The sequence below is a fragment of the Pandoraea sp. ISTKB genome, from assembly GCF_001721285.1.
Classification (GTDB): Bacteria; Pseudomonadota; Gammaproteobacteria; order Burkholderiales; family Burkholderiaceae; genus Pandoraea; species Pandoraea capi.
Genome location: NZ_MAOS01000045.1, coordinates 45291 through 70057 on the forward strand (window position 1 = coordinate 45291; position 24767 = coordinate 70057).

Sequence of the window (24767 nt, forward strand, 5' to 3'; positions counted from 1 at the left end):
TCCGAGCGGATTCCGCTCAGGCTGCGCACTTTGTTTCACCTGATGTTACTCTTTCGGCTCCGTTTTTGGGATCGGACGCATTGAGATCTCCCGGAGCTTTTTCTGGATCGGGCTGAGTTTCGTATCGTCGGCGCGCGCGACCGGAGCCACCGCCCTTCCGCTGTTCAGGCGACGCTCCCGGGTGCTTTTGCGGCGCTGCGGGCTCGTGCGCCACTGATTGACGAATTTGTTGAGCGCCGCTTGATACTCCTTCCTCGGCACCGATCGGCTGAGCGTGACCATTTCCGCTACCGTCGGGCGCTTCGCAGTGCGCATCGACAACGGTTCTTCCGGCGGTTCGCCGCGACCGGACATATCCGTGCGCTGATCGGCGTCGGGCGGCGCTTCTGCCGAGTTACTGCCGTCCGCACGGGTGACCTTGTAAGTGACGCGAGCCATGCCGTACGGATAGGTCCATTCGGCGCGTTCCAGCGGCCATCCGAATGTCAGATCCTTGTCGACATTCAGATCGGTCACAGTGATCTCGAACGGATAAACCGGGTGCTCGCCCTCGCCGTTCGGCCCACCCCATTCTGCGCGCAGATACGGGTCGCCGTAGCTTTGATCGACCGGGTTGTACTCGTCGGCGGTGACATGCACGCGTACGACGTCGCCGATTCGCATGGACTCGTACGCTTTCACGGTGATCGGTGCGTGGCCTTCGCGTGAGACGTAGCTCCACAGCACGTGCGTCTCATCGAAACGGGCGGAGAGAAGACCGTCCGGACCGCCAGGAATATCGCCGCTGTCCACGACCGTGACTTCGGCCGATGGGGAGAGCGAGATGTTTTCGCCGTTTTCGGGCGGGTAATAGCGTCCGACGGTGTACTGGATCTCCTTCATGCCGCTCCCCTCCGCCTTGACGACGGCCCAAGGCAGGACGATCAGCATATCCACTTTGTCATTGATATCGTCGACCAGCACGGGTTTGACGGCGAGTGCAGTACCGCCATAACGGGCAAAAATCAGGTCCGCTGCGCGAAAAGCGTCTTCACCTGTCGGGTTGCCGTTTTCGTCTCGCTTGAACCAGGGGACGAAGAACTCATGGTCCTCTTCAATTGCCGCGTCGGGAATGAAGTTCACCTGATCGTTGTTCCACTGGGAGTGGTGCACATACGGTGCGCCCAGTGCTTCGTTCTCCGGCGTTTCCGGATCGGGGTCTACACCGCCCGCGGTATCCAGGTTCACGTTGACCGGGTGGGGGGCCTGTGGACGGCCGAGTTCGCGGCCCGCCCGATAGAGAATGTAGGTGACGTCAACCGCTGCGTAGCCGTCACCATCCGGTGGCGTGTCAGACCATTCGCCCGCGACTTCGCCATATGGAATCTGGATGTCCAGAATGACGGGAATCGTGCCGTCGGGACCGGTGAAGGTCACCGGCGGTTGTTCTCTGTTCCCCCACAACACGACAACCCGGTCGCCTGTCACGATATCGGCGTGACCGGGAATTTGCACCGTCACCGGTGTGCGCGCGTCTTCCTCATTGATGATCTTGAAGTTGGGGGCGGTGTCGTCGTCGTCGTCGAACAGCGGCACCATGGGTGGGTCCAGATCGGCGATGCCCGGTGTCAGATAGACGTCGATGATGACGGGTTCGGACTCCAGGCTCTCGTTCCCCGCGAGATCGGTGACCCTGTAGGTGAAGGTCAACAATCCGTCACCGAGATTCGCGAGCATGGCGCGGGTGAATTCCAGTTCGATCGGTTGGGTCGTCGGTGTTCCGTAAGGAATCTGAACCGCAACGCTCACCTCTTCATCGCCATCGAGATTGCGCACGAAACCCACCAGCGTATCGCCGTGCACCCGCCCGTAGTAGCTCGGCACTTCACCCACGAGGACATCGCCCAGTTGGGTGAGCAGGGCATCCGTCAGTGAGCCATCGACCTCATCGGGGAACTCGAGTTCTCCGAGCATAGGCGCCCCTGGCGCCTCACGGTCGATCGTGAAAAGGACTGGCTGGCAGGGGTCGTTGAAAATGGTTTCGATTTCGCTCTTGCAGTCGTACATGAAGCTGTGGACGTCCTCAATGACATAGACCTCCGGCGCAAGCTCGATCGTCAGGAAACCGGCGGTGATATCGTCGGCATCGACCTGAAGAATTTTGTCGTCCCACTGGGCGTCGATATAAATGCGGTATTCCCAGCCGGCGTACATCCCATCGTATAGCGGGGCGGTGAATGTCAGCGGATTGCCCAACGTGTCCGTTCTGATCAGATTGTACGGGGGGACGTCTGGCGGAAAATCATTGGGGTGCTGGACGACGACGTTGGGGTCGATCGTCGCGTCCGGCGACGGGCCGTTTTGGTTTTTTCGCCCGTTCGGAACGCGCTGGCTGGAACGCGCCGGTGCGTTGTCGTTACGAAGCAGGGCCTTGCTCTTGGGCTTGCTGGTCATGATGAACCTCCACGCGGTGGGTAGATCGTTCGCAGAGTGTGGCGCGCGCTTCGACGCCCGGTAACTGTCAACGTTGACAGGCACCCGACGCGTTGCGGTGTTTCGTGCCTGTCAACGTTGACAGTTGTCGGACGCGAGCAATGAGAGCGACATTGATTCTCCGCGCCGCGCTCGTCGTTCTCTCGATTCGCTTTGCGAAATGCGTGCGCTTCCTTGCTGCTTCCCTGCGCCACACCGGAGGTCGACCATGAACATGCGAGACACATCTTCCTTGCTTTCCCCCCATGGCCCCAGCGATCATGAACAGGTGCTGGTGTTACAGGCGCCGGTCGTGCCGTTGGCTGACGCTAACGGCGGCATCCGGCGGCAGGAGGTCTACGCCGATCTCGAGGGCTATCTCGATGTCACCGTGCCGTGGAATCCGTTGATGCTCAAGGGCGACACGCTGCGCCTGTACTGGGGGCGCGTGGACGTGATCGTCGACTTGCTGATCGTCGAGTTTCCGAACGATCCGAACTTCCACATGAAAGTGCCTGTACGGGATGTCATTGTTGTGGGCAACGGGATGGTCGACGTTTGGTACGAACGTATCTCCTCGTTCGGCGATCCCGAGCCGGTCGAGTCGCCGCACACGACGGTGCTCGTGAAACTGGAGATTCCCGGCGGCAACGATCCGATTCCCGAGAGCTGGCCGACCAATGAAGGCTTGGAAGAGGCTATCCTGCCGCCGGGTCCGATCGATGCGGTACCACCGGAAGGGCTGCGTGTGGAGATTGCGCCATGGCTGAACATGACGGACGGCGACAAGGCAAGGCTGTTCTGGGGCGCGGCATCGCTCGACATCGATCCGATTGACGAGACTCAGGTCGGGCAGCCGCTGATCGTGATGGTGCCGGCGGACGTCGTCGAGCAGGGCGGCGACGGCGAAGACGTGGCGGTGACCTACGAGATCCGGGACGTGGTCGGAAACTGGTCGGGGCGCGCGCCGTCTGCTTTCATCGAAGTGGAAACAGGCGGTGCGATTTACGATGCGCCTGCCGTCGTGAAGGTCAGCAATGGCGTACTCGACTACGACGATCTTGATGGCGAAGATGCGCAGGTCGCCTCTGCGACGCGAGAGGGATAACGACGGCGGCGCAATGGCAGGCGACTCACGGAAGTGCACCGGGGGAGGGGTGTGGACTTTCCCCAAGCGTTGCACAGTTCGGCGTTCTGGTCGATTTGCGACAGATATACACGACCGGTCACAACGAGATCATTCTCGCTGCGTGGCCGCAGAACATTCCGGAACAGATACCCATCGAGGCATTCTTCTATCCCAGCGCGAATGCCAAGCCCGGCGCTGAATACATCCAGCAGGACTACATGGCGACGACGGGAAGACTCATGCCGGTGCTTGCCGTCGACCTCACGAGTCCGCCCGGTTCGATTTTCAAATACTTCCCTGAAGACCAGACCGGCGCGATGTCTCCCGGCGCGCTGTTGAGTGTGCCCGGCAACGGTGGGCCATATCCCGGTTGGTGAGCGATTCGTGAATGCGTATCGTCGCGCGATGCATCAAGATCACCTGTCAACGTTGACAGTTTTCCGCAATTTTTTCACTCGATACCCTGCCTCCATCTACACAAGATGGAGGTTTGCGATGCGAGTCGATGTCCTGCGGGGCGCCCAGATGATCCCGTCAACGCGTGCGGAGATCGCACGCTTTCGTCACCGTGTTTTCGTTGAAAAGCTCGGATGGCAAGTGCCGCATTCCGCCACGCTTCCTTTGCGAAAAGATGGTGAGGAGTCCGATGAATATGATCACGACGATACCGTCTATGTGACACTGCGTGGCAACGAAGACGCTATCGTCGGATGCGCCCGGTTGTTGCCGGCGCGCAACCGGTATTTGCTGGGCGACCACTTTCGTCATCTGGTCGACGATCTGCAAGCGGCGGTCGACGTCGGCGATGCCGTGGCAGCGCGTGACGACGAGGCGAACCGATTCGATACTCCGGTTTGGGAATTGTCTCGATTTGCGTGTGACGAGCAGAGCAAGACCGAGCGCAAGACGACGGCGTCGGACAGGACACAGGGCGCGCGCGAGCTGCTGCGTGCGGCGGTCTTTACGGCGCGCGCATTGGGCGCGCAGCGGTTGATTGGCGTCACGTTCGTGAGCCTGGCGCGTCTGTTCGTGAGGCTGGGGGTGCCGACGCACAAGTTGGGCGCCGCTTATCGGATCGACGGTCGTTGGGTGGCGGCGTATCGCATCGATATCGATGCGATGACGCTGCGGGCCCTGAGTCTTGGCGGCAATGTCCGGGCGGCCGCCGAGCATCTGGCGCCGTGGGGCGCGTCGTGCACGGCGGCGGACGTCATCCGGCCTTCACGGGCGTCGTCCGGCCTGGTGTCCGGCATGTCATCAGGAAGATAGTGCGCGGTGGATGCCGCGCCGCCGCCGTTCTTTTACGGTGGCGGCGCCTGCGGCAGCGCGTCAACGCCACATGACGAGACGTATCGCGCTCTGCACCTTGTTTCTGCATCCGGTCTTGTCGAGACAATTCCGGATATGGAAATTGACGGTACGGGTGGAGATACCGAGGATCTCTCCGATCTCATCGGCCGTTTTGCCTTCTGCGGTCCAGAGCAGGACTTCGCGCTCGCGCAGCGAGAGGGCCTCCACGTCGAAAGGGGGGCGCTTGGGGCGTAGAAGCCGGCTCATGGCTTCGTGCGTGTAGTGGGCGATCACGCCCATTCCCAGTCGTAGCGAGCCGATCTCCGAGGTCGATAGCGGCTCCTGTGAGCGGACGAAATTCAACATGCCGAATTCGCCGTGCGGACCCCAGCTCAAACGGGAGACGCCGTGGTGAAGGCCGAATTGCGTGGCGGCGTTCCAGAAGCACTCGGCCGCCGGAAGCGAAGGGTCTCGCCAGATCAGCAAATGATCGCTATGTTTGCCGGCCGTGATGATGGGGTCGATATCGATCAGGTTGTTCTCGTTGTAGAAGGGCGTCCACCCTTCGGGGTACGAGTCGAACATACGAAAATCGGACTGCGTTGCACTGCGATGGCTGTAGTAGCCATAGCCGGTGTAGTCAAAGCCGATGCGCTTCGAGAAGTTATCGACGCGTAAGAACAAATTGTGCGCGTCGGTAACGTCGGTGCAGTCGTCATGGATCGTTTCGAGCAGATGCATCAGGGAAGACATGATGTCTCCTGTTCAAAGATGTTCTGACCACGGCATGCACATCGTCATGCCGACAATACGTCATGAACGCACGAGTTTAGCCATCACACGATCTGAATCGTGTGATGCCCCGTGGGCAAATCGAAGCGTCGGAGTTTCAATTGAATTACCACTGCTGATGGCACTGCATGCTACGAAGATGGACTGTCGTACAACTAAAAACCCTATGACAATTCAGTCTTCGTGCCCTGACGCCAGGCGGGTAATTCCCGCGTTGTCGAATGAAATCTGTGCATCAGTGGACTGAAGAATAAGCGTCGTTTTTGTGGTTTTCACGAGTTGCATCTAAAGTCGCAAAAAACGAGACCCTTAGAATTTCGAAATATTCATTTGAGATATTGACCTTGAAAATCGCGGGTGCTATGTAATTTGCGAGTGATTTTCATTGTTGATTGGCGGTCACTCGAGAATTGCCGGAAAGCCGCTCTGGTATTGGTGCTTCGATGTCCGAAGTGGTGGCCGAGACGGGCATTCGGTGGGACTGTTGGAAATTCGCAATACTTTTAATTATTATGAATTCCAGCGTGCCGGGTGTGGGTAATGCGATCTGAATCGACGGTGCAGCCTGGATTATGCACTTATTTAAAAATTTTGTTGATTTCCTTTCTGTGTGGCATGCCCGGGAAAATCGACGGTCGATTCGATTTTTCCGGGCATGCCGCGCAACGTTCGTTCAGAACGCCGCGCTGTAAATCGCGAAAGCGTCGGCTTCCGTTACCTCGCGGGGGTTGTTCACGAGCAGGCGGGTCTGGAGCATGGCATCGCTGGCCATGCGCGCGATGTCATCCTGCTTGACGCCGACTTCGCGCAGCGTGCGGGGAATGGCGGTGTCGACGATCATCGACTCGATGTGCCGGATGAGCGCATCGGTCTTCGCTTCATCGCTGCCCGTGGCGCCGCCGGGCAGAATCACGTCGGCCAGTTCGGCGTACAGCGGGCTCGCGGCGCTTGCGTTGAAACGCATGACATGAGAGAGCACCAGGGCGTTCGACAGGCCGTGTGCGACGTGGAAGATACCGCCGATCGGATAGGCCAGCGCGTGAACGGCGGCCACCGGCGAGTTCGCGAACGACTGTCCGGCGAACATGGCGCCCACGAGCATCGCTTCACGCGCGCGGCGATCGTTGCCGTCGTTGCAGGCGGGCAACAGATTGCGTGAGAGCAGTTCCAGCGCCTTGACGGCGAGCATGTCCGAGATCGGGTTCTTCAGATGCGCAGAGGTATAGGCTTCGATAGCGTGCACCATCGCGTCGATACCCGTTGCGGCGGTGGCCGCGCGCGGCAGGCCGAGTGTGAGTTCCGCGTCGAGAATCGCCAGATCCGCGAAGAGTTGCGGTGCGACCACACCCATCTTCGTCGTCTCGCCGGTCGTGACGATCGACACGGCGGTGACTTCGGAGCCGGTGCCGGCGGTCGTCGGCATCTGGACGAGCGGCAGGCGCGAGCCCGTCACCTTCTTGACACCGTACATCTCCTTGATCGACTGCGTGCCCGGCAGCAGCACGGCGAGCAGCTTGGCAACGTCCATCGACGAACCGCCGCCCAGACCCAGCACGATCTCGGCGTCGGCGGCACGCGCGCGCTCGGCGGCTTCGAGCACCACGTGCTCGGGCGGATCGGCGATCACGTCGTCGATCACCGCGACTTGCCAGTCGTGTTTGGCCAGATCGGCCAGCGCCGGGGCGAGCAAGCCGCTTTTGTGCAGGAAGCCGTCCGTGACGACACACAGACGCTTGCCTGCGGGAAACTGCTCGCGCAGCAGGGCGCCGAGACGGCGCGCTGCACCGAATTCGACGACGACGGTGGGGACCGTCTGGAAACGAAACGCATTCATGATCGTTTTCCTTGTGAAGCTTGTGGGTAATGAGCGATACGACCGGGGCGACGGCTGGCGTTACGCGACCATCTGGCCGCGATCGATTCGGTAGACGTCGTCAAGCACGGCGCCGGCGTGTTGCAAGTCGGCGCCGGAGAGAATCACGGCGAGGCCTTCGCCACGCATCTGTCCGATCACTTCGGCAATGCGTTTCGACAGTGCAGGGGCCACGCCTTCGAATGGTTCGTCGAGCATCAGCAGGCGCGAACTCGTCATCAGGGCGCGTCCGACGGCCACCAGTTTCTGCTGACCTCCCGACAATTGCAAGGCGCGACGCGGCGCCCATTCGCGGGCTTCCGGAATGATGCGATACACCTTGTCCAGACGCGTCTGCACGTCTTTCGCCTTCAATGCCCAGGCGGGCACGCAGAGGTTCTCTTCGACGGTCATGTCCGGAATCAGACGGCGATCTTCCGGCGCGTAGCCGATGCCCAGCGACGTGCGTTCGTGCGAGGGCGCCTTGACCAGGTCCACACCGTCGAACGACAGCGAACCGCCGTTGGACTTCACCAGTCCCATGATCGCGCGCAACGTGGTGGTCTTGCCCGCGCCATTGCGGCCGATGAGACCGACGATGGCGCCTTTCGGCACCGAGAAGCGCACCCCGCGAAGAATGTCGGTCGCGCCGAAGCGCACGTTCAGGTTGTCGACTTCAAGCATGGTGCACTCCGGCTGTCGTATGTCCTGCATGTCCTGCATGTCCTGCATGGCCGGCAGCGGGCGCCGCCGCCACCGTCTCGCCAATGATCAATTCGCGCACCTGTGCGTCGGCCAGCACCACGTCGGGGGTGCCGTCGGCCAGAATGCGGCCGTCGCAGAACGCCAGCACACGGTGGCTGTAACGACGCACGATTTCCATATCGTGTTCGACGAAGAGCACCGTGATGCCGAGCGCGCGCGCAGCGTCGAGCACGCGGTTCATCACGTCGAACTTCTCTTCCGCCGCCACGCCCGAGGTCGGCTCGTCGAGCAGCAGCACTTCCGGTTTGCAGACCATGGCGAGCGCGATGTCCAGCAGCTTGCGAACGCCTTCGGGCAGCGTGCCCGAAATCATGTCGGCAAACTCCAGCACGCCAAGACGCGCCAGACTCTCGTTGGCCAGCTCGGCGGGCAGACCGGAGATCGCCAGAGCGATCTCGATGTTCTCGCGCGCCGTCTGCGAGCCGAAGAGCTGCGGAATCTGGAACGAACGCGCGATGCCCAGCCGCGTGATCTTGCGCGGTGCGAGACCCGTGATGCGCTTGCCACGGAAGACGATTTCACCGCGATCCGGCTTGATGTAGCCGGTGAGCATGTTGACGAAGGTCGTCTTGCCCGCGCCGTTCGTACCGATCAGTCCGACCACGCTCTGCGCGTCGATGTTGACGGTGATGTCCTTCGCGGGCGTGACGCTGCCGAAGGTCTTGTGCAGACCCGTGGCTTCAATGATGTGTTTCGATGTCATAGGGAGCCCCTTCGTGTCAGGCATCGCCCGAGGCGGTGGCGGTCGACGTCTGCGTGACCGGATGCGCCGCCGTGGACTTGCGACGGCCCAGGCCCAGACTCGTCAGCCCGCCCGGCAGGAACGCGATGATGGCGAGCATGATCGCGCCCATCACGATCTGCCACGTATTCGGGGCGTAGCGATAGGCCATGGCGCGTGCGACTTCCAGCAGTAGTGCACCGATGAACGGCGAGAAGGCGAAGCGGGTGCCGGAGAGCACGGCGATGAAGACGAATTCGCCAGAGGTCGTCCAGAACGCCATGTCCGGATCGATGTGCCCGATGTTGAACGCCTGCAACGCGCCGCCCAGTCCGGCGAGCGCACCGGCGATCACGTACGTCAGATGAATGTTCGCGCGCGCCGACGTGCCCAGATACTCCACGCGGATCTCGTTGTCCTTGATGGCGGGGCCCAGACGTCCCGGCGTGGAGCGCATGTACAGCGCCACGACCATCACGCACACGATGGCCGCAATGAAGCCCACGGCGAACAGGTTCGTGCCCGTGAGTTGCCACGGCTCGGCACTGCTGCCGAGCGTCGGTGCGTTCACGTTGAAGCCGTCGCTGCCGCCGAGTTCGACGTTGTTGAGCAGCAGGCCATAGCAGATCATCGACAGCGCGAGCGTGAGCATCGCGAAGAAGATGTCGCGATAGCGTGCGAGCAGGAAACCGAGCACGAACGCCAGCACTGCCGAGACGACCATCGAGAGTGCGAGCAGCGCGAACAGCTCCGTCAGGCCGTAATAGTTCATGCCGAGACCGACGCAATACGCACCGACCGCGAAGAACAACGCCTGACCGAACGAGGCGAGTCCCGTGCGCAACAGCAGCGCGAGACCCAGCGCGACGATGCCCTTAGACAACGCCACCGACACCAGAAATTGCCACTGCGGCAGTGCGAGGCCTGCGGCGCCGATCACCACGAAGCCGGCCACGGCGAGCCACGTGCCGGGCGCGCGCAGTTGGGAACAGATTGCGGAACTCATATCTTGCGAGCCTCCAGCGGAGCGAAGATGCCTTTCGGACGCACAGCCAGCACCAGCGCCATGACGATGTAGATGGAGAACAGCTCGCCTTGCGGCCAGTAGTGCACGGCGCTGGCGCGCACCAGACCCACGAGCAACGCACCGAACGCTGCGCCGGGCAGCGAGCCGAGTCCGCCGATGACGACCACCGCGAACGTGAGCACCACGATCTCGACGCCCATACCGGGCGCGACCGACACCGTGGGGGCGGTGAGCGCACCGCCGATGGCCGCGAGCACGGCGCCTGCCATGAACGTCACCACGAAGTAGCGGCTCACGCGAATGCCCATCGCTTGACTGACTTCGCGGTCGTGAATCACCGCGCGCAGCAGACGGCCGCTACGCGTGTACTTCAGGAACGCCGTGAGGCCGATGCCGGCGACCAGCGCCACGCCCACGATTAGGAAGTTGTAGTTCGGATAGGAAAGGTCGCCGAGATCGAAGTTGCCGAGGAAGCTGTACGGCTCGGACACCGAGTACGGATCGACGCCCCAGACGAGCTTGATCGCGTCTTCCATGATCAGGAAGAGGGCGTATGTCACGAGCAGCAGCACCACCGGATCCTGCCCGTAGAAGCGCTTCAGAATGCCGCGCTCCATGATGAAGCCGATCGCACCGCCGGCGACGATGGCCGCCAGCACGAGCAACAGATAGCTCACGTAGAGGTTGCCGCCCTGGGCGACCCACGGGCCGATCAGCGTCACGCCAGCGTACGCGCCCAACGCGTAGAGGCTGCCGTGTGCCATGTTCAAGATTTTGAGCACGCCGTAGACGAGGGTCAGTCCCAGAGCAACCAGGAACAGCCACGCGGCGTACATCACCCCGTCCACCAGGACGGCGTAGATCTGCGACATCTCGCATTCTCCTTGGAACGCAAAGCGGGGAACGACTTAGACGCGTCGGTCCGGCTCTGCGGGTACTGCTTCATTTCCGGGAGGGCGAGCGGACTCGCCCGTCCCGGCTTGGTGCCTTGTAAAACGTCCTGAAGGACGTCTTCATTACGTCTTGATGCCCCGGTGATGCGGGCGTAGGGCTTGGACTTAGTGCTTCAGGCCGCCCTTGATCCAGTCGGCCGACTTGACGCCTTCGGGCGGCGTGACTTCCGCGATCGAGTACTGCTTCACGTCGGTCACGGTGACCTTGCCATTCACGTTCTTCACGATGCCGAACGCCGTGCCTTGTGCGGCCTGATGGCCCTTGCCCAGCGTCAGACCGATCTTGCCGGCCGGTGCGTCGAAGGCGAGATGTTCGAACGACGCGATGACCTGCTCGGGCGTCGGCTGCTTGCCGCCGTTGGCGGCCTGCGCCTTCTCATAGGCGGCCTTGAGCGCCAGAATGCTCTGGTTCATCTTGTACGACGGGTAGCTCGGGGTGTCGTTGAACTTGGCGCTGTAGGCCGTGCGCAGCCAGCGGTTCAGCGCGTTGTCCGGGGCAAACATGCCATACATGCCGCGTGCGCCGATGATCACGCCGTCCGGCAGACGGGTCTTGCCGTGCGTGGCGGTCTCGCCGGCGGTCAGCACCGTCAGCGACTTCTTGAACAGATCGCGCGGACCGGCCTGCACCACGAGACCTTCCAGATCGCCGCCCCAGAAGCTCGAATGCAGCACGTCCGGGTGTGCGGCGAGCAGGCTCGAAATACCGGCGTTGTACTGACCCGCGCCCAGTTGCGGCATTTGCGAGCTCACGGATTTCGCGTTCGGCTTGAGGACCTTGAGCGTGCCTTCGAAGTCGGCCCAGGCGTCCTGACCCCACGCGTAGTTCTGGTTGATACCGGCGTACGTTTGCAGATCGGGCTTGCGCTCGGCGACGTAACGCGCGGCGCCGACGTTGTCCATCGTGGCCGTGGCGACCGGGCGGAACACATACTTGAAGCTGGCGTCTTCGAACACGCGCGGCGTGCCGCAATCGAAGAACAGTGTGACCTTCTTCATTTCTTCGGCGACCGGGGCGATGGCCAGGCAGTTGCCCGACGACGTGTAGCCGACCACATAGTCCACGCCTTGATTGAGCAGGTTGCGGTACTCGCTGACCTGCTTGCTCGTGCTGCCCGCTTCGTCGATGTAGACGAGTTCGATCGGCGCACCACCGAAGCCCTTCGTGGCGTACGGCGCAGGCACCTTGCCGGCGTTGAGTTCGGCAGCGGTGACTTCGGCGGCGTTCTTCGCCGGCACACCGAACGGACCGGCCGCGGCGCCCGACATGAAGGTGACGATGCCGATCTTGATCGGCTTCGCATCGGCGTGTGCCGTGGTGGCAACCGAGGCGATGGCGGCACCGGCCGCAAGTGCGAGAGCGAGCGGCTTCATGCCGCGCTGGATGACGCGCTTCATACTGGTTTCCTTTGGTGGTGTTGCGACCTTGCCGGTCGACTTTGGGACGTGCGGAGTCTGATGCCCCGGTGCGGTGCCCGGGCCGGCCGGATGCGTTGACGTCATCCGGCCGACCCCTTACCTCACACTTGCAGGCACAGGTACTTCATTTCGAGGTATTCCTCGATGCCGTAGCGCGAGCCTTCGCGGCCCACCCCGGATTGCTTGATGCCGCCGAACGGAGCGACTTCGTTGGAGATCAGGCCGGTGTTCAGGCCGACCATGCCGTACTCGAGCGCTTCGGACGTGCGCCAGGCGCGTGCGATGTCGCGCGTATACAGATAGGCGGCGAGGCCGAATTCGGTGTCGTTCGCCAGTGCGATGACGTCTTCGTCGCGGGTGAAGCGGAAGAGCGGGGCGACCGGGCCGAAGATTTCTTCGCGGGCCATGCGCATTTGCGCGGTGGCGTCGGCGAGCACGGTCGGCGCGTAATAAGTGCCGCCCAGCGCATGCGCGATGCCGCCGACTAGCACGCGTGCGCCGCGCGACTTGGCGTCTTCCACGAGCGTCACGACCTTGTCCACGGCCTTGCCTTCGATCAGCGGGCCGATCACCACGCCGTCTTCCAGCCCGTTGCCGACCTTCATCTCGGCCACACGTGCGGCGAACTTCTCGGCGAAGGCGTCGTAGATACCGTCCTGAATATAGAAGCGGTTCGCGCAGACGCACGTCTGACCGCCATTGCGGTATTTCGCCGCGAGCGCGCCCTCGACGGCGGCATCGATGTCGGCATCGTCGAACACGATGAACGGTGCGTTGCCGCCGAGTTCCAGCGACAGGCGCTTGATCGTGGGGGCGCACTGCGCCATGAGCAGACGGCCCACGCCGGTCGACCCGGTGAACGACAGCTTGCGCACGCTCGGGTGAGACGTCAGCACGCCACCCACGGCGCGGGCGTCACCGGTGACGACCTGGAACACGCCGGCCGGAATACCGGCGCGGTGCGCCAGTTCGGCCAGCGCGAAGGCGGACAGCGGCGTGAGTTCCGACGGCTTGACGACGATGGCGCAGCCAGCGGCCAGCGCCGGCGCGACCTTGCGCGTGATCATCGCTGCCGGGAAGTTCCACGGCGTGATGGCCGCGCACACGCCGACCGGTTGCTTGAGCGTGACGATGCGCTTGTCGGCGGCGGGCGTGGCGAGCACATCGCCATCCACCCGCTTGGCTTCTTCGGCGAACCACTCGATGAAACTGGCGGCGTAAGCGATTTCGCCGCGTGCCTCGGACAGCGGCTTGCCCTGCTCGCGGGTCATGAGGTAGGCGAGATCTTCCGTGTTCGCGATCATCAGATCGAACCAGCGGCGCAGCACATTGGCGCGCTCCTTGCCGGTGCGGGCGGCCCACGGCTTTTGTGCCGCTTCCGCTGCGGCCACGGCACGCGTGGTTTCTTCCGCACCGAGTTCCGGCACCTTCGCCAGCACTTCGCCGGTGGCGGGGTCGAGCACGTCGAAAGTCTTGCCGCTGTCAGCCGCGATCCATTGACCGTCGACCCAGGCGAGTGTCTTGAAGAGTTGGGTGTCTTTGAGTTGCATGGCAGTTGGCCGGCGATGCCGGCGTTTCCTTCAGGAAGGAACGAGGAGCGGCCCGCGGCAGTGTCTCAGTTTGTCGCTTGCCGTTCGATCTATTGAACAGTATTCTATGTATTGAATGTGATTCTACGTATTGAACGTTTCGGGTGCAACTAAGGGGTTTTCCTAGGGCGTCAATGAGAATGACTTGCCCGTACCATGCTGGCGGCGTGCGCGCCCGGCATGAAGACGTGACCCGCGCCGCTGCACGATGTCGACAACTTTTCCAGAGATCCCAGAGACTTCCGATTCATGCCAAAGCGCAAACTCGATCTGCCTGCCAACGCCTCTCTCGCTGCTGCCCCCCATTCCGACGAGCCGCTCAAGACCACCGCGCCTGCCGTGGTGCGCGCGGTGCACATCCTCGATGTGATTGCGGCCTCGTCTGAACCGGTGGCGCTGGCCGATCTGGCGCGGGAGACCGGCGTGCCCAAGAGCACGCTGCATGGGCTGTGCGATACGCTGGTCAAGCTGCGGCTGGTGAAGCGTCACGCCAACGGCGGCATGACGATGGGGTCGTATGTGATGGGATGGGCGAACGCGTTTCTGTCGCAGACCAATATCACCGAGGAGTTCCGGGCGGTCTGGGAAGCCTCGCGTGCGTTTGCGCAGGAGACCGTGACGCTGTCCGTGCTCGATGGCGCCGAGGTCATCTATCTGGCCTGTCATAACGGCAATCGCCCGCTGGGCGTGACGTTCCGCATTGGCATGCGCTTGCCCGCCCCGTACACCGCCACCGGCAAGGCCATGCTCTCGACGCTACCGCCGGGCGAGGCGGCCGACCTGCTCGCGGGCGCCTGGCCGGCGCCGCTCACGCGCGCGAGTGTGGGTACGTACCCGGCTCTGGCGGAGGAAATGGCGCAGGTGCGACGCGATGGTTACTCGATCGATAACGGGCAGATGCGGGAGGGCATGATCTGTTTCGGCGCGCCGGTGTTCGATGCGAGTGGCGAACGCGCCGTCGCGGGACTGGCGGTCAGTTTCCTGACCAACGAAATCGACGCGCAGACCGGGCAGCGGATCGGGCGTCAGATGCGCGAGCTGGCCGATCAGTTGTCGGTACGTCTCGGCGCCCCGTCGCGGCGTTGAGATTGCGTGGCGGCATGCTCACGAAACGTCACGAAAACCCTCACGCGGATGGGGGAAAGCGCCGTCAGGTGTCGGACGTGACGTTCGTGTGTCATTGAATGGATCTCACGTCGTATTCTGGGAACTGTTTCGGAAATGCACGCAACCTGCTGTGCCTGACGCCGCGAATGTCCCTATAATTGCCCCGCGATATACAGGGGAATTGAAGGCGAATCCCACGTGAATTGAGCATTCACGCCCTTCGGTCGCGGCCAAAGCGTTAGTGCGCATCGCGCGCCGCGCGATCCCTCGCTCTGCGGCGTGTTTTCACCGCCCGGCTTCGCTGTCAGCGTGCCGTCATCTGCCTGTCAGTTTCGCGTTCGTGAGCCGACAGCGTCCCGCAGTCATTCGATTGTTATCTTTAGCGGAACAGTCATGTCCACGAATGCGGGCTATTCCCTAGGGGTTATCACTGGCATTATCTGGCCTTGACTGATGTCCAGACAAGCCAGAGGAAGCGTAGGGAAGCGCGATCCCGGCGGTGCCATGGGGCGGACATCCAATAGGGAAGCACTACGCCATGTCCAATATCGCAATCGTTTATTACTCGCAAGGCGGCGCGACCGCCATGATTGCTCATTCCGTCGCGCAAGGCGTGAACGACGCCGGCGCACACGCACAACTTTTCAGCATCGAGCCGCACCAGCTCGTCGATGGGCAATGGCACGACGAAGCCATGCTGTCGCGTCTGGCCGCCGCCGATGCCATCATCTTCGGCGCACCGGCCTTCCAGGGCGGTATCGCTACGGCGTTCAAAGCGTTTGCCGACGCGACCACCGGCATGTGGCGCGCCCGTAGCTGGCGCAACAAGGTTGCCGGCGGCTTCTCGTTCAGCTGCCGTTCGGGCGAAGACAAGCGCAATACGCTCGACTACTTTGCCGCGCTGGCTGCACAGCACGGCATGGTGTGGGCCGACGCCGAAGCCGATGACACCGACTTCGAGATGCGCGGTGCGGCGCGTTCGCCAATCACGCGCTTCGCCGGAGATTTTCCGGCGGTCACGGCGCCGGGCGTGGAGGTCGACGCGGCTTACGCGCTCGACCCGGCCGATGTCATTGCGGGCAAGCAGTACGGCCGCAATGTCGCAGCGCTGGTGGCGCGTCTGGCCGGCGAAGTGCTGGAATCGCCGGCGGTGCTCGCACGTCGTGCGCTGGAGGCAGCGGAGCGTCGTCTGTAAAGCGAAAGAAGGAAAGCCAGCCGCATCGGCCGCACGCAGGGTGTGAGTCGGAGCCGCCGGGCCAGTGAAGACAAACGGCACGTCGAGTGATCTCACTCGCGTGCCGTTTGTCTTTGCGGGATGTGATTCCCGATACCGAAACCCGGGGTGACGTCAGTTGCTCGGGGCGTTCTCTGCCGGCTCGGCGTGGATTTGCAGGACGGCGTCGCGCTTGGCCAGCAGGTGTTTGCGCAGAATCTCGCCCAGACGTTTGCCATCGCGCTTTTCGAGCGCATCGATCATCTGCTCATGTTCGTCGATGGCGCGATCCCATTTGTCCGTACGGAAGTTCGAGCGAAAGCGCAGGGCCATCAGGCGCCGGTTGATCGACACATAGGTCTGACGCAGGGCCCCGTTGCGCGCGGCTTCGTTGATGCGATCGTGAATCGCCTGATTGCGCGCGTAATAGCCCGGCAGATCCTGTTGTGCGCGGCACGCGAGCATGGCGTAGTGCAGCGCCTTGATCTCGGCGAGTTCGACCGGTGTCATCCGCTCGGCGGCCAATTCGCCCGAGAAAGCTTCGAGCGCACTCATGAGCTCGAACATCTCGCGAATTTCCTTCTCCGTCATGCGCGCGACGCTCGCCCCGCGATTCGGTGCAATCTCGATGAGTCCCTCCGCCGCGAGCACCTTGAAGGCTTCGCGCAATGGCGTACGGGAGATACCGAGCGTCTCGCACAACTCGCGCTCGTTGAGTTTGACGCCGGGGGAGAGCACCCCCTCGATGATGAGGCGGCGCAGGTGCTCGACGACTGTGTCGTGCAAGCGAAGACGCTCGACACGCGGAATCTCTGGGGCGGAAATCGTCGACGTGTTATCCATGTTTTGCATTCAAAATCATCCAGCCATCGTCAAGCCGTATGGGCGGGATTGTAACGCACGGTATCAGGCAACCGTATCTCTAGGGTAAACGACTGTATTAAAAGCGCTTCTCACCCCTTGCGAAAGTCTCGCGCTCTGCTAAAGTATTTTGCATGCAAAATTCAAAAGCGAATTTTTCAAGAGGAGATAGACGTTCATGTTGAAGCTCGATTTCCATCCCTCGGGTCGCCATTTCCTGCAGATCCCTGGTCCGAGCCCGGTGCCGGATCGTATTCTGCGCGCCATGAGCTATCCGACGATCGATCATCGTGGTCCCGAATTCGGCGCCCTCGGTCGCAAGGTACTCGCCGACATCAAGAAGATTTTCAAGACGGAACAGCCGGTGGTGATCTATCCGGCTTCGGGCACCGGTGCGTGGGAAGCCGCGTTGTCGAACACGCTCTCGCCGGGCGACACCGTCCTCATGTTCGAGACCGGGCATTTCTCGACGCTCTGGAAGAAGATGGCCGAAAACCTCGGCCTCAAGCCGGAGTTCATCGGTCTGCCGGGCACCGAAGGCTGGCGCCGTGGCGTGCAGCCGGACATGATCGAAGCGCGTCTGCGCGCCGATACCGCGCACGCCATCAAGGCAGTGTGTGTGGTGCATAACGAAACTTCCACGGGCGTGACGTCGGACATCGCGGCGGTGCGCCGTGCCATCGACGCCGCCGGTCATCCGGCATTGCTGCTCGTCGATACGATTTCGGGCCTCGGCTCGGCGGACTATCGTCACGACGAATGGGGCGTGGACGTTACCGTTTCGGGCTCGCAAAAGGGCCTGATGCTGCCGCCGGGCATCAGCTTCAACGCGGTCTCGCCGAAGGCCCTCGAAGCCGGCAAGCAGGCGAAGTTGCCGCGCGCCTTCTGGGGCTGGCAGGAAATCATCGAGGCGAACAAGAACGGCTACTGGCCGTACACGCCGAACACGAACCTGCTCTACGGGCTGTCCGAAGCGCTCGACATGATTCTCGAAGAAGGGCTGGACAACGTCTTCGCGCGTCACCAGCGTCTGGCCGAGGCCACGCGTCGTGCCGTGAACGCCTGGGGTCTCGAGATTCAGTGTCAGGACCCGGCCGTGTACAGCCCCGTGCTCACCGGTGTGGTGATGCCGCAGGGCGTGGACGCCGACGAAGTGCGCAAGCGCATCTACGAACGCTTCGACATGTCGCTCGGTCAGGCGCTCGGCAAGATTCGCGGCACGATGTTCCGTATCGGTCACCTCGGCGACTGCAACGACCTCACGCTCATGGCCACGCTCTCCGGCTGCGAGATGGGCCTGCAAATCTCTGGCGTGAAGCTCGCCGGTTCGGGTGTCGTGGCCGCCATGGACTACCTCGCTCAGGCAAAAGACATGCCGTCGCTCAAGGTCGCTGCCTGATCTGCCGTTAGTAGTCCTTACCAGGAGACGAGGGGCGCTGATGTCGCGGTAATGCCGGGTAAGCAGCGCCTCTGAAGTAAACGCTTTAATTGTCATTCACGCGTCACAGGGCTTCATTACAGAAGAGCCCGTGACGCAGCAACACCTTTGCGTTGCCGGCTTGCTGCGGGCGGCGCTTCACAGGATGTTTCAGGAGACATGCAATGAAGCTTTTCAGAGCGACAAGGGTCGTGCTGGTGATGCTATGCGTCATGTATTTCATCACCTACCTCGATCGTGTCAACGTCAGTACGGCTGCGGCCGGCTTCGGTAAAGAGTTCAATCTCAGCAAGACGGAAATCGGTCTTGTCTTCTCGGCATTTGCTTACCCCTATCTGGTCTTTCAAATCATCGGCGGCTGGGTCAGCGACCGCTTCGGTGCGAAGCGCACGTTGCTCGTGTGCGGCGCGTTGTGGGCGGTGGCGACTATCCTGACCGGTATGGCGGGCGGTCTCGTCACGCTGTTGCTGGCGCGTCTGTTGCTCGGCCTGGGCGAAGGGGCGACGTTCCCGGCGGCCACGTCGGCCATGTCGCGCTGGATTCCGAAAGAGAAGCGGGGCTTTGCGCAGGGCATTACGCACGCGGCCTCGCGTATCGGTAACGCCGTGGCACCGGCTGTCGTGGTGTTCATCATGGCCACGCACGGCTGGCGCGAATCGTTTTACCTGTGCGGTATCGTGAGTCTGGTCTGGGTGGCGGTGTGGGCGCTGACGTTCACTGAGCGTCCGCAGGATCACCCACGCATCACGACGGAAGAACTCGCCGTGCTGCCGGCGCTCAAGGCCAAGAGCGGTTCGGTGCCCTGGGGCCCGCTGTTCAAGCGCATGATGCCCGTCACCATCGTGTACTTCTGCTATGGATGGACGCTGTGGCTGTTCCTGTCGTGGATTCCGCAATACTTCCTGCACAGCTATGACCTCGATCTGAAGAAGTCGGCGCTGTTCGCCTCCAGCGTGTTCTTTGCCGGTGTGATCGGCGACACGCTCGGCGGGATCGTGACCGACAAGCTCTACGAGCGCACGGGCAATCTGAAGCGCGCCCGTAGCTGGATGGTCTCGGTCTGCATGGCGCTCACGCTGATCTCGCTCGTGCCGATGATGTTCACGCACCATCTGTACGTGTCGATGGCCTGTCTGGCGTTCGGCTTCTTCTTCGCGGAAATGACGATCGGCCCGATGTGGGCGATCCCGATGGACGTCGCGCCGGAATACTCGGGCACGGCCAGCGGCATGATGAACACCGGCTCGGCGCTGGCGGCGATCATCTCGCCGGTGCTCTCGGGGTATCTGATCGATCGCACGGGCAACTGGGAACTGCCGTTCGTGGGCAGCATGATTCTGATGGCCGTCGGTGTGGTGCTGGCCTTCCGCATGCAGCCCGAGAGCAAGTTCTCGGTGGCCGGCGACGCCGCGCAGACGAGCAATGCGCGTCAGCCTGCCTGATTAACAGATAGGTGCACGAACCGGTGCACGAATGAAGCGCCATTCGAAGTCAAAATGAAGCGCACGATGTCCCCCTGATCGTCGCGGCTGTCGAATCTTCGACAGCCGCGACATCTCCCCGCAAAGCCCCTGCCGGGCAGCCGGGTAGCCGGCCAGACCTGTTACGCCAGCCACGCCATGAATCCCCAATCGAACGCCCGCGAGCCGCACTCTCCCAATCCCGCCATGGGTCCGAACCTCGTCAGCCAGCCCGTGCATCTGATGCCGATGCAGCGCGGCGGCGTGGCCCTCACGCCGTTGCAGGAACGTCTGCGCCGTGAAATGCGCGGCGACGTGCTCTTCGATCGCGCGAGCCGTGGCCGCTATGCGACGGACGCATCGATCTATCAGATATTCCCTATCGGGGTCGTGGTGCCGCGCGATCAGGAGGACTTGATCCGCGCCCTCGACATTGCACGCGACCAGCACGTGCCGGTGCTCGCGCGGGGCGCGGGCACGAGCCAGTGCGGTCAGACCATCGGCGAAGCGCTCGTCATCGACAACAGCAAGTGGCTGAACCGTGTGGTCGCGTTCGACGCCGAGGCGCGTACCGTGACCGTCGAGCCGGGCATCGTGCTGGATCACCTGAATGCGTGGCTCAAGCCGCACGGGCTATGGTTTCCGGTCGACGTATCAACGGCAGCGCAGTGCACCATCGGCGGCATGACGGGCAACAACTCGTGCGGTTCGCGCTCCATCGAATACGGCAACATGGTGCACAACGTGCTGTCCATCGATGCCGTGCTCGCGGACGGTGCGCAACTGCACTTCGGCTCGTTGCACACGCCCCCGACGGATGCCCGCACGAAGGCGCTGCTCGCCAGCGTGCACGAAATCGCCATGCGTGAGCAGGCGGAGCTGCGCGAGCGTGTGCCGCGCGTGTTGCGTCGTGTGGCGGGTTACAACCTCGATCTGTTCGATTGCCTCAACCCGCGCGCTTACACCGACGACGGCGTGGCCAATCTCTCGCATCTGCTGGTCGGCTCGGAAGGCACGCTCGCGTACAGCCGTCAGATCACGCTCAGGCTCGCGCCGCTGCCGCAGCACAAGACGCTCGGGGTCGTGAACTTCCCGACGTTCTATCAGGCGATGGATCTCACGCAGCACATCGTGAAGCTCGGACCGGTGGCGGTGGAACTGGTCGACCGCACGATGATCGATCTGGCGATGGATAACGCAGCGTTCCGGCCCGTGATCGAAAAGGCGCTCACAGGGGATCCGCAGGCGATTCTGCTGGTGGAGTTTGCGGGGGACGATCCTGCGGTGTTGCGTGCGAAGCTCGACGACCTCGCCACCCTGATGGCCGATCTCGGGCTGCCCGACAGCGTGGTGAAGATGCCGGACGCCGGACCGCAAAAGGCGCTGTGGGAAGTGCGCAAGGCGGGGCTGAACATCATGATGAGCATGAAGGGCGACGGCAAGCCGGTGTCCTTCATCGAAGACTGCGCGGTGCCGCTGGAGCATCTGGCGGAGTACACGCGCCGATTGACCGAGGTGTTCCATCGCAACGGTACGGAGGGCACCTGGTACGCCCACGCGAGTGTCGGCACGCTGCACGTGCGGCCGATTCTGGACATGCGTCGCGATGGCGCCGTGAAGATGCGCGAGATCGCCGAGGAAGCGGCGGCGCTCGTGCGCGAATACAAGGGTGCGTATTCGGGCGAGCACGGCGACGGATTGTGTCGCGGCGAATGGGTGGCATGGCAGTACGGGCCGCGCATCAATGCGGCGTTCGGAGAGATCAAGCAACTGTTCGATCCGGAGAACCGCTTCAATCCCGACAAGATGGTGCGTCCGCCGAAGATGGATACGCGCGAGCTGTTCCGCTTTGCGCCGGGCTACGCAGCAAAGCCCATCACGCCGGCGCTCGACTGGACGGCGTGGAACGTCAAACGTGATGCCCTGACCGGCGAGCAGAGCGCGCCGGATACCGGCAGCGACGCGACGCACGGCCTCGCGTCCGCCGTGGAGATGTGCAACAACAACGGGCATTGCCGCAAGTTCGACGCGGGCACGATGTGCCCGAGCTATCGGGTGACGCGCGACGAACAGCACGTCACGCGCGGCCGCGCGAATACGCTGCGTCTGGCGGTCTCCGGTCAGTTGGGCGACGAGGGGCTCGCGAGCGACGACGTGAAGGCCGCGCTCGACCTGTGCGTGTCGTGCAAGGGCTGTAAGCGCGATTGCCCGACGGGCATCGACATGGCGCGTTTCAAGATCGAGGCGCGTCATGCGCGTGCCAAGCGACACGGCGTGTCGTTGCGCGACAAACTGATCGCGTATCTGCCGCGCTACGCGCCGTGGGCCAGTCGTGTGGGCGGGCTGCTGGATGCGGCGCAGCGTTTGCCGGGCAGCAACACGGCCAAGCGCTGGCTGGGGCTGGCGCTGGAGCGTTCGGTGCCCGCGCTGAAGGCGTCGTTCCTCGATCGGCAGCGCGCGCTGGGCGAGGCAGCAGCGGCGCACGGTGAGCGGCAGGTCTTGCTGTTCGTCGATACGTTCAATAACTATATGGAGCCCGAAAACGCGCTCGCCGCGAAACAGGTGCTCGAAGCGGCGGGGTACACCGTCCACGTCAATCGCCGCGCGGGTGAGCGGCCGCTGTGCTGCGGCCGTACCTTCCTCGCGGCGGGGCTGGTGGACGAAGCGAAAGCCGAAGCCCGGCGCCTGCTCGATGCCGTGATGCCGTTCGTCGAGCGCGGCGTGCCGATCGTGGGGCTGGAGCCGTCCTGCCTGCTGTCGCTGCGCGACGAAGTGCTGGGGTATGGCTTCGGCGATGCGGCCCGCAAGTTGGCCGACAACGCGTTCCTGTTTGAGGAATTTCTGGTTCGTGAGAAGGCGGCGGGGCGGCTCGACGTGGCCTGGCAGGCGCTGCCCGATGGTGTGGGCGAAGCGCTGGTGCACGGTCACTGCCATCAGAAGGCGTTCGATGCCTACTCGCCCGTCACGGCGGTGCTTGGATGGGTGCCGGGGCTGAAGGTATCATCGATCGAATCGTCGTGCTGCGGCATGGCGGGCAGCTTCGGTTACGAGGCGGAGCATTACGACACGTCGCGCGCCATGTCGGAATTGACGCTGTTGCCGGCGATACGTCAGCGCAGCGCCAACGCCATCGTGGTGGCAGACGGCACGAGTTGCCGACATCAGATTCACGACGGTGCGCAGGCGCAAGCGTTGCACGTCGCGCGTGTGCTGGCGCGTGCGTTGCCTGCTTCGCCGGTTGCCTCGTCCGTCTGATGGCCGACGTTTTGTGCGAATTTCTGCGAACGCCCTTCAAAGGATTGTGATGCCAGATTCAGTCAATACGGTTTCGACGTCTGCAAGCGCTGCGGCCGGTGGGATTGCCGTGCCGCCCGTGGCGCGCGTGGGCGATGCGCTTGCGCAGGTCGCCACGCCTTCGCTGTTGCTCGATCTCGACGCGTTCGATGCGAACGTCGCGCGCATGGCGAGTGCCGCGGCTGCGCGGGGTGTGGCGGTGCGTCCGCATGCGAAGGCGCACAAGTCCGTGACCATCGCGCGGAAACAACTGGCGGCAGGCGCCGTCGGTATCTGCTGCCAGAAGGTCACCGAGGCGATCCCGTTCGTCAACGCGGGCGTGGACAACATTCACATCAGCAACGAGTTCGTCGGCGAAGCGCGTGTGGCGCTGGCTGTGGCGATGGCCGCGCGCGTCTCGCTCTCCGTGTGTGTCGACGACGTGCGTCAGGTCGCCCCGCTCGGCAAAGCGGCGCAACGTGCCGGTGTGCGTATTAGCGTGTTGCCCGAGGTGGATGTCGGGCAGGGGCGCTGCGGTGTCGATTCGACGGATGCCGTGGCGCAACTGGTCGACGCCATCGATCATTACGAAGGTTTGCGCTTCGGCGGATTGCAGGCGTATCACGGTAGTGCGCAGCACATCGACAGTTGGGACAAGCGTCGTGATACGGCACGACTCGCCGCGGATCGGGCTTCGGCTTATGTGCGCTTTCTCGAAGCGCGCGGCATTGCCTGCCCGGTCGTGACGGGCGGCGGCACGGGCACGGCCGAGTTCGATATCGAGAGCGGCGTCTACACCGAGATTCAGCCGGGATCGTATGTGTTTCTCGACGGGCACTACGGCTCGCTCGAATGGCGCGACGACTGGCGTTTCCGTCACGGGTTGTTTCTGGCGTCGACGGTGATGAGCACGGCGCGCGCCGGCATCATCGTGTGCGACGCGGGGCTCAAGAGCGTGGCGACCGATTCGGGGCTGCCGCGTTTCTGGTCGTCGCAGCAGGCAGGCAAGCCGCATTACCGGACGGCGTCGGACGAGCATGGTGTGCTTGAACTGGCGTCGCCGGACGAAGACAGCGCACCGTGGCTCGGTGAGCCGATTCTGCTGGTGCCGGGGCATTGTGATCCGACCGTCAACCTGTACGACCGGTATGTGGCTGTGCGACATGGGCGAGTCGAAGGGCTGTGGCCCATCGAGTCGCGCGGTCTGAGTCAGTAAGCCCCCGGCGAACCGTCTGGCGCTGGCGGGAGGGGCATGGGGTCATGACCGTGACATCTCGCTGCGCCAAAATATTTCGGTGAGGGGCTTCCCAAGTTCTGAAAAGCACGCTATAGTCTCACTTCTTCGCCGTACGGGGGTATAGCTCAGCTGGGAGAGCGCTTGCATGGCATGCAAGAGGTCAGCGGTTCGATCCCGCTTACCTCCACCA

The 24767-nt window shown here is 62.9% G+C and carries 19 protein-coding genes and 1 tRNA gene; 10 read left to right on the top strand and 10 right to left on the bottom strand.

The features are described 5' to 3' along the window. Nucleotides 1-45: 45 nt before the first annotated feature. Nucleotides 46-2433, bottom strand: coding sequence for a hypothetical protein (locus A9762_RS17790; protein ID WP_069343342.1), 2388 nt, complete (start codon nt 2431-2433; stop codon nt 46-48). Nucleotides 2434-2680: 247 nt separating this feature from the next. Between A9762_RS17790 and A9762_RS17795 the strand changes: the two genes are divergently transcribed. The 3 genes from A9762_RS17795 (at nt 2681) to A9762_RS17805 (ending at nt 4849) form a co-directional block, all read left to right on the top strand. After that, nucleotides 2681-3559, top strand: a complete 879-nt coding sequence (locus A9762_RS17795; RefSeq protein ID WP_139133282.1) for a hypothetical protein — start codon at nt 2681-2683, stop codon at nt 3557-3559. 95 nt (nt 3560-3654) lie between these two features. Further along, a complete protein-coding gene (locus A9762_RS17800) occupies nt 3655-3957 on the top strand; it encodes a hypothetical protein (protein WP_069343344.1) in 303 nt (100 codons plus the stop codon). A 148-nt stretch (nt 3958-4105) separates the two neighbouring features. Next, the gene (locus A9762_RS17805) at nt 4106-4849 is read left to right on the top strand and encodes an acyl-homoserine-lactone synthase (RefSeq protein ID WP_240493614.1); all 744 of its coding nucleotides are present in this window, start codon (nt 4106-4108) and stop codon (nt 4847-4849) included. A gap of 60 nt (nt 4850-4909) precedes the next feature. Here A9762_RS17805 and A9762_RS17810 read toward each other — a convergent pair whose 3' ends face one another. From A9762_RS17810 to A9762_RS17845, 8 genes are all read right to left on the bottom strand, one after another. Continuing rightward, the gene (locus tag A9762_RS17810; RefSeq protein ID WP_069343366.1) at nt 4910-5611 is read right to left on the bottom strand and encodes an autoinducer binding domain-containing protein; all 702 of its coding nucleotides are present in this window, start codon (nt 5609-5611) and stop codon (nt 4910-4912) included. A 724-nt stretch (nt 5612-6335) separates the two neighbouring features. Continuing rightward, entirely contained in the window at nt 6336-7496 is a 1161-nt protein-coding gene (locus A9762_RS17815; protein WP_069343346.1) for an iron-containing alcohol dehydrogenase, read from the bottom strand. Between the two features lie 60 nt (nt 7497-7556). Beyond that, complete coding sequence (locus A9762_RS17820) at nt 7557-8198, bottom strand: ABC transporter ATP-binding protein (protein WP_069343347.1); 642 nt, start codon at nt 8196-8198, stop codon at nt 7557-7559. Continuing rightward, nucleotides 8191-8982: an ABC transporter ATP-binding protein gene (locus tag A9762_RS17825; protein ID WP_069343348.1), complete on the bottom strand. Its 792-nt coding sequence runs from the start codon at nt 8980-8982 to the stop codon at nt 8191-8193. Before A9762_RS17825 ends, A9762_RS17820 begins: the two co-directional genes overlap by 8 nt. Before the next feature lie 16 nt (nt 8983-8998). After that, nucleotides 8999-10006 carry a branched-chain amino acid ABC transporter permease gene (locus tag A9762_RS17830; RefSeq protein ID WP_083254045.1) on the bottom strand — a complete coding sequence of 336 codons (1008 nt, stop codon included), beginning with the start codon at nt 10004-10006 and terminating at the stop codon, nt 8999-9001. Beyond that, nucleotides 10003-10899, bottom strand: coding sequence for a branched-chain amino acid ABC transporter permease (locus A9762_RS17835; protein ID WP_069343349.1), 897 nt, complete (start codon nt 10897-10899; stop codon nt 10003-10005). The genes A9762_RS17830 and A9762_RS17835 overlap by 4 nt, the downstream gene beginning before the upstream one ends. Before the next feature lie 186 nt (nt 10900-11085). After that, nucleotides 11086-12378 carry an ABC transporter substrate-binding protein gene (locus tag A9762_RS17840; protein ID WP_240493611.1) on the bottom strand — a complete coding sequence of 431 codons (1293 nt, stop codon included), beginning with the start codon at nt 12376-12378 and terminating at the stop codon, nt 11086-11088. 122 nt (nt 12379-12500) lie between these two features. Further along, a complete protein-coding gene (locus A9762_RS17845; protein WP_069343350.1) occupies nt 12501-13949 on the bottom strand; it encodes an NAD-dependent succinate-semialdehyde dehydrogenase in 1449 nt (482 codons plus the stop codon). Between the two features lie 288 nt (nt 13950-14237). On the opposite strand from A9762_RS17845, the gene A9762_RS17850 reads away from it, so the two are divergent. Continuing rightward, the gene (locus A9762_RS17850) at nt 14238-15074 is read left to right on the top strand and encodes an IclR family transcriptional regulator (protein WP_083254046.1); all 837 of its coding nucleotides are present in this window, start codon (nt 14238-14240) and stop codon (nt 15072-15074) included. 559 nt (nt 15075-15633) lie between these two features. After that, entirely contained in the window at nt 15634-16290 is a 657-nt protein-coding gene (locus A9762_RS17855; protein ID WP_069343351.1) for a flavodoxin family protein, read from the top strand. Nucleotides 16291-16443: 153 nt separating this feature from the next. Here the strand turns inward: A9762_RS17855 and A9762_RS17860 are convergent, their stop codons facing one another. Then, the gene (locus A9762_RS17860) at nt 16444-17160 is read right to left on the bottom strand and encodes a GntR family transcriptional regulator (protein WP_069343352.1); all 717 of its coding nucleotides are present in this window, start codon (nt 17158-17160) and stop codon (nt 16444-16446) included. Nucleotides 17161-17347: 187 nt separating this feature from the next. Here A9762_RS17860 and A9762_RS17865 point away from each other — a divergent pair, with 187 nt between their 5' ends. The 5 genes from A9762_RS17865 to A9762_RS17885 all read left to right on the top strand — a co-directional run bounded on the left by A9762_RS17865 (nt 17348) and on the right by A9762_RS17885 (nt 24767). Continuing rightward, on the top strand, nt 17348-18568 hold the full coding sequence (locus tag A9762_RS17865; protein WP_069343353.1) for an alanine--glyoxylate aminotransferase family protein: 1221 nt from the start codon (nt 17348-17350) through the stop codon (nt 18566-18568). Between the two features lie 203 nt (nt 18569-18771). Continuing rightward, nucleotides 18772-20049: an MFS transporter gene (locus A9762_RS17870; RefSeq protein ID WP_069343354.1), complete on the top strand. Its 1278-nt coding sequence runs from the start codon at nt 18772-18774 to the stop codon at nt 20047-20049. A gap of 177 nt (nt 20050-20226) precedes the next feature. After that, the gene (locus tag A9762_RS17875) at nt 20227-23322 is read left to right on the top strand and encodes an FAD-binding and (Fe-S)-binding domain-containing protein (protein WP_069343355.1); all 3096 of its coding nucleotides are present in this window, start codon (nt 20227-20229) and stop codon (nt 23320-23322) included. Between the two features lie 49 nt (nt 23323-23371). Further along, a complete protein-coding gene (locus tag A9762_RS17880) occupies nt 23372-24556 on the top strand; it encodes a DSD1 family PLP-dependent enzyme (protein ID WP_069343356.1) in 1185 nt (394 codons plus the stop codon). Nucleotides 24557-24691: 135 nt separating this feature from the next. Next, nucleotides 24692-24767, top strand: a tRNA-Ala gene (locus tag A9762_RS17885).

Coding starts and splice junctions, on each gene's coding strand:
- A9762_RS17810 (WP_069343366.1), bottom strand. CDS start 5,611: ATGCATCTGCTCGAAACGATCCATGACGACTGCACCGACGTTACCGAC.
- A9762_RS17825 (WP_069343348.1), bottom strand. CDS start 8,982: ATGACATCGAAACACATCATTGAAGCCACGGGTCTGCACAAGACCTTC.
- A9762_RS17845 (WP_069343350.1), bottom strand. CDS start 13,949: ATGCAACTCAAAGACACCCAACTCTTCAAGACACTCGCCTGGGTCGAC.
- A9762_RS17830 (WP_083254045.1), bottom strand. CDS start 10,006: ATGAGTTCCGCAATCTGTTCCCAACTGCGCGCGCCCGGCACGTGGCTC.
- A9762_RS17880 (WP_069343356.1), top strand. CDS start 23,372: ATGCCAGATTCAGTCAATACGGTTTCGACGTCTGCAAGCGCTGCGGCC.
- A9762_RS17860 (WP_069343352.1), bottom strand. CDS start 17,160: ATGCAAAACATGGATAACACGTCGACGATTTCCGCCCCAGAGATTCCG.
- A9762_RS17790 (WP_069343342.1), bottom strand. CDS start 2,433: ATGACCAGCAAGCCCAAGAGCAAGGCCCTGCTTCGTAACGACAACGCA.
- A9762_RS17855 (WP_069343351.1), top strand. CDS start 15,634: ATGTCCAATATCGCAATCGTTTATTACTCGCAAGGCGGCGCGACCGCC.
- A9762_RS17805 (WP_240493614.1), top strand. CDS start 4,106: ATGATCCCGTCAACGCGTGCGGAGATCGCACGCTTTCGTCACCGTGTT.
- A9762_RS17835 (WP_069343349.1), bottom strand. CDS start 10,899: ATGTCGCAGATCTACGCCGTCCTGGTGGACGGGGTGATGTACGCCGCG.
- A9762_RS17850 (WP_083254046.1), top strand. CDS start 14,238: ATGCCAAAGCGCAAACTCGATCTGCCTGCCAACGCCTCTCTCGCTGCT.
- A9762_RS17795 (WP_139133282.1), top strand. CDS start 2,681: ATGAACATGCGAGACACATCTTCCTTGCTTTCCCCCCATGGCCCCAGC.
- A9762_RS17820 (WP_069343347.1), bottom strand. CDS start 8,198: ATGCTTGAAGTCGACAACCTGAACGTGCGCTTCGGCGCGACCGACATT.
- A9762_RS17875 (WP_069343355.1), top strand. CDS start 20,227: ATGAATCCCCAATCGAACGCCCGCGAGCCGCACTCTCCCAATCCCGCC.
- A9762_RS17865 (WP_069343353.1), top strand. CDS start 17,348: ATGTTGAAGCTCGATTTCCATCCCTCGGGTCGCCATTTCCTGCAGATC.
- A9762_RS17840 (WP_240493611.1), bottom strand. CDS start 12,378: ATGAAGCGCGTCATCCAGCGCGGCATGAAGCCGCTCGCTCTCGCACTT.
- A9762_RS17870 (WP_069343354.1), top strand. CDS start 18,772: ATGAAGCTTTTCAGAGCGACAAGGGTCGTGCTGGTGATGCTATGCGTC.
- A9762_RS17815 (WP_069343346.1), bottom strand. CDS start 7,496: ATGAATGCGTTTCGTTTCCAGACGGTCCCCACCGTCGTCGTCGAATTC.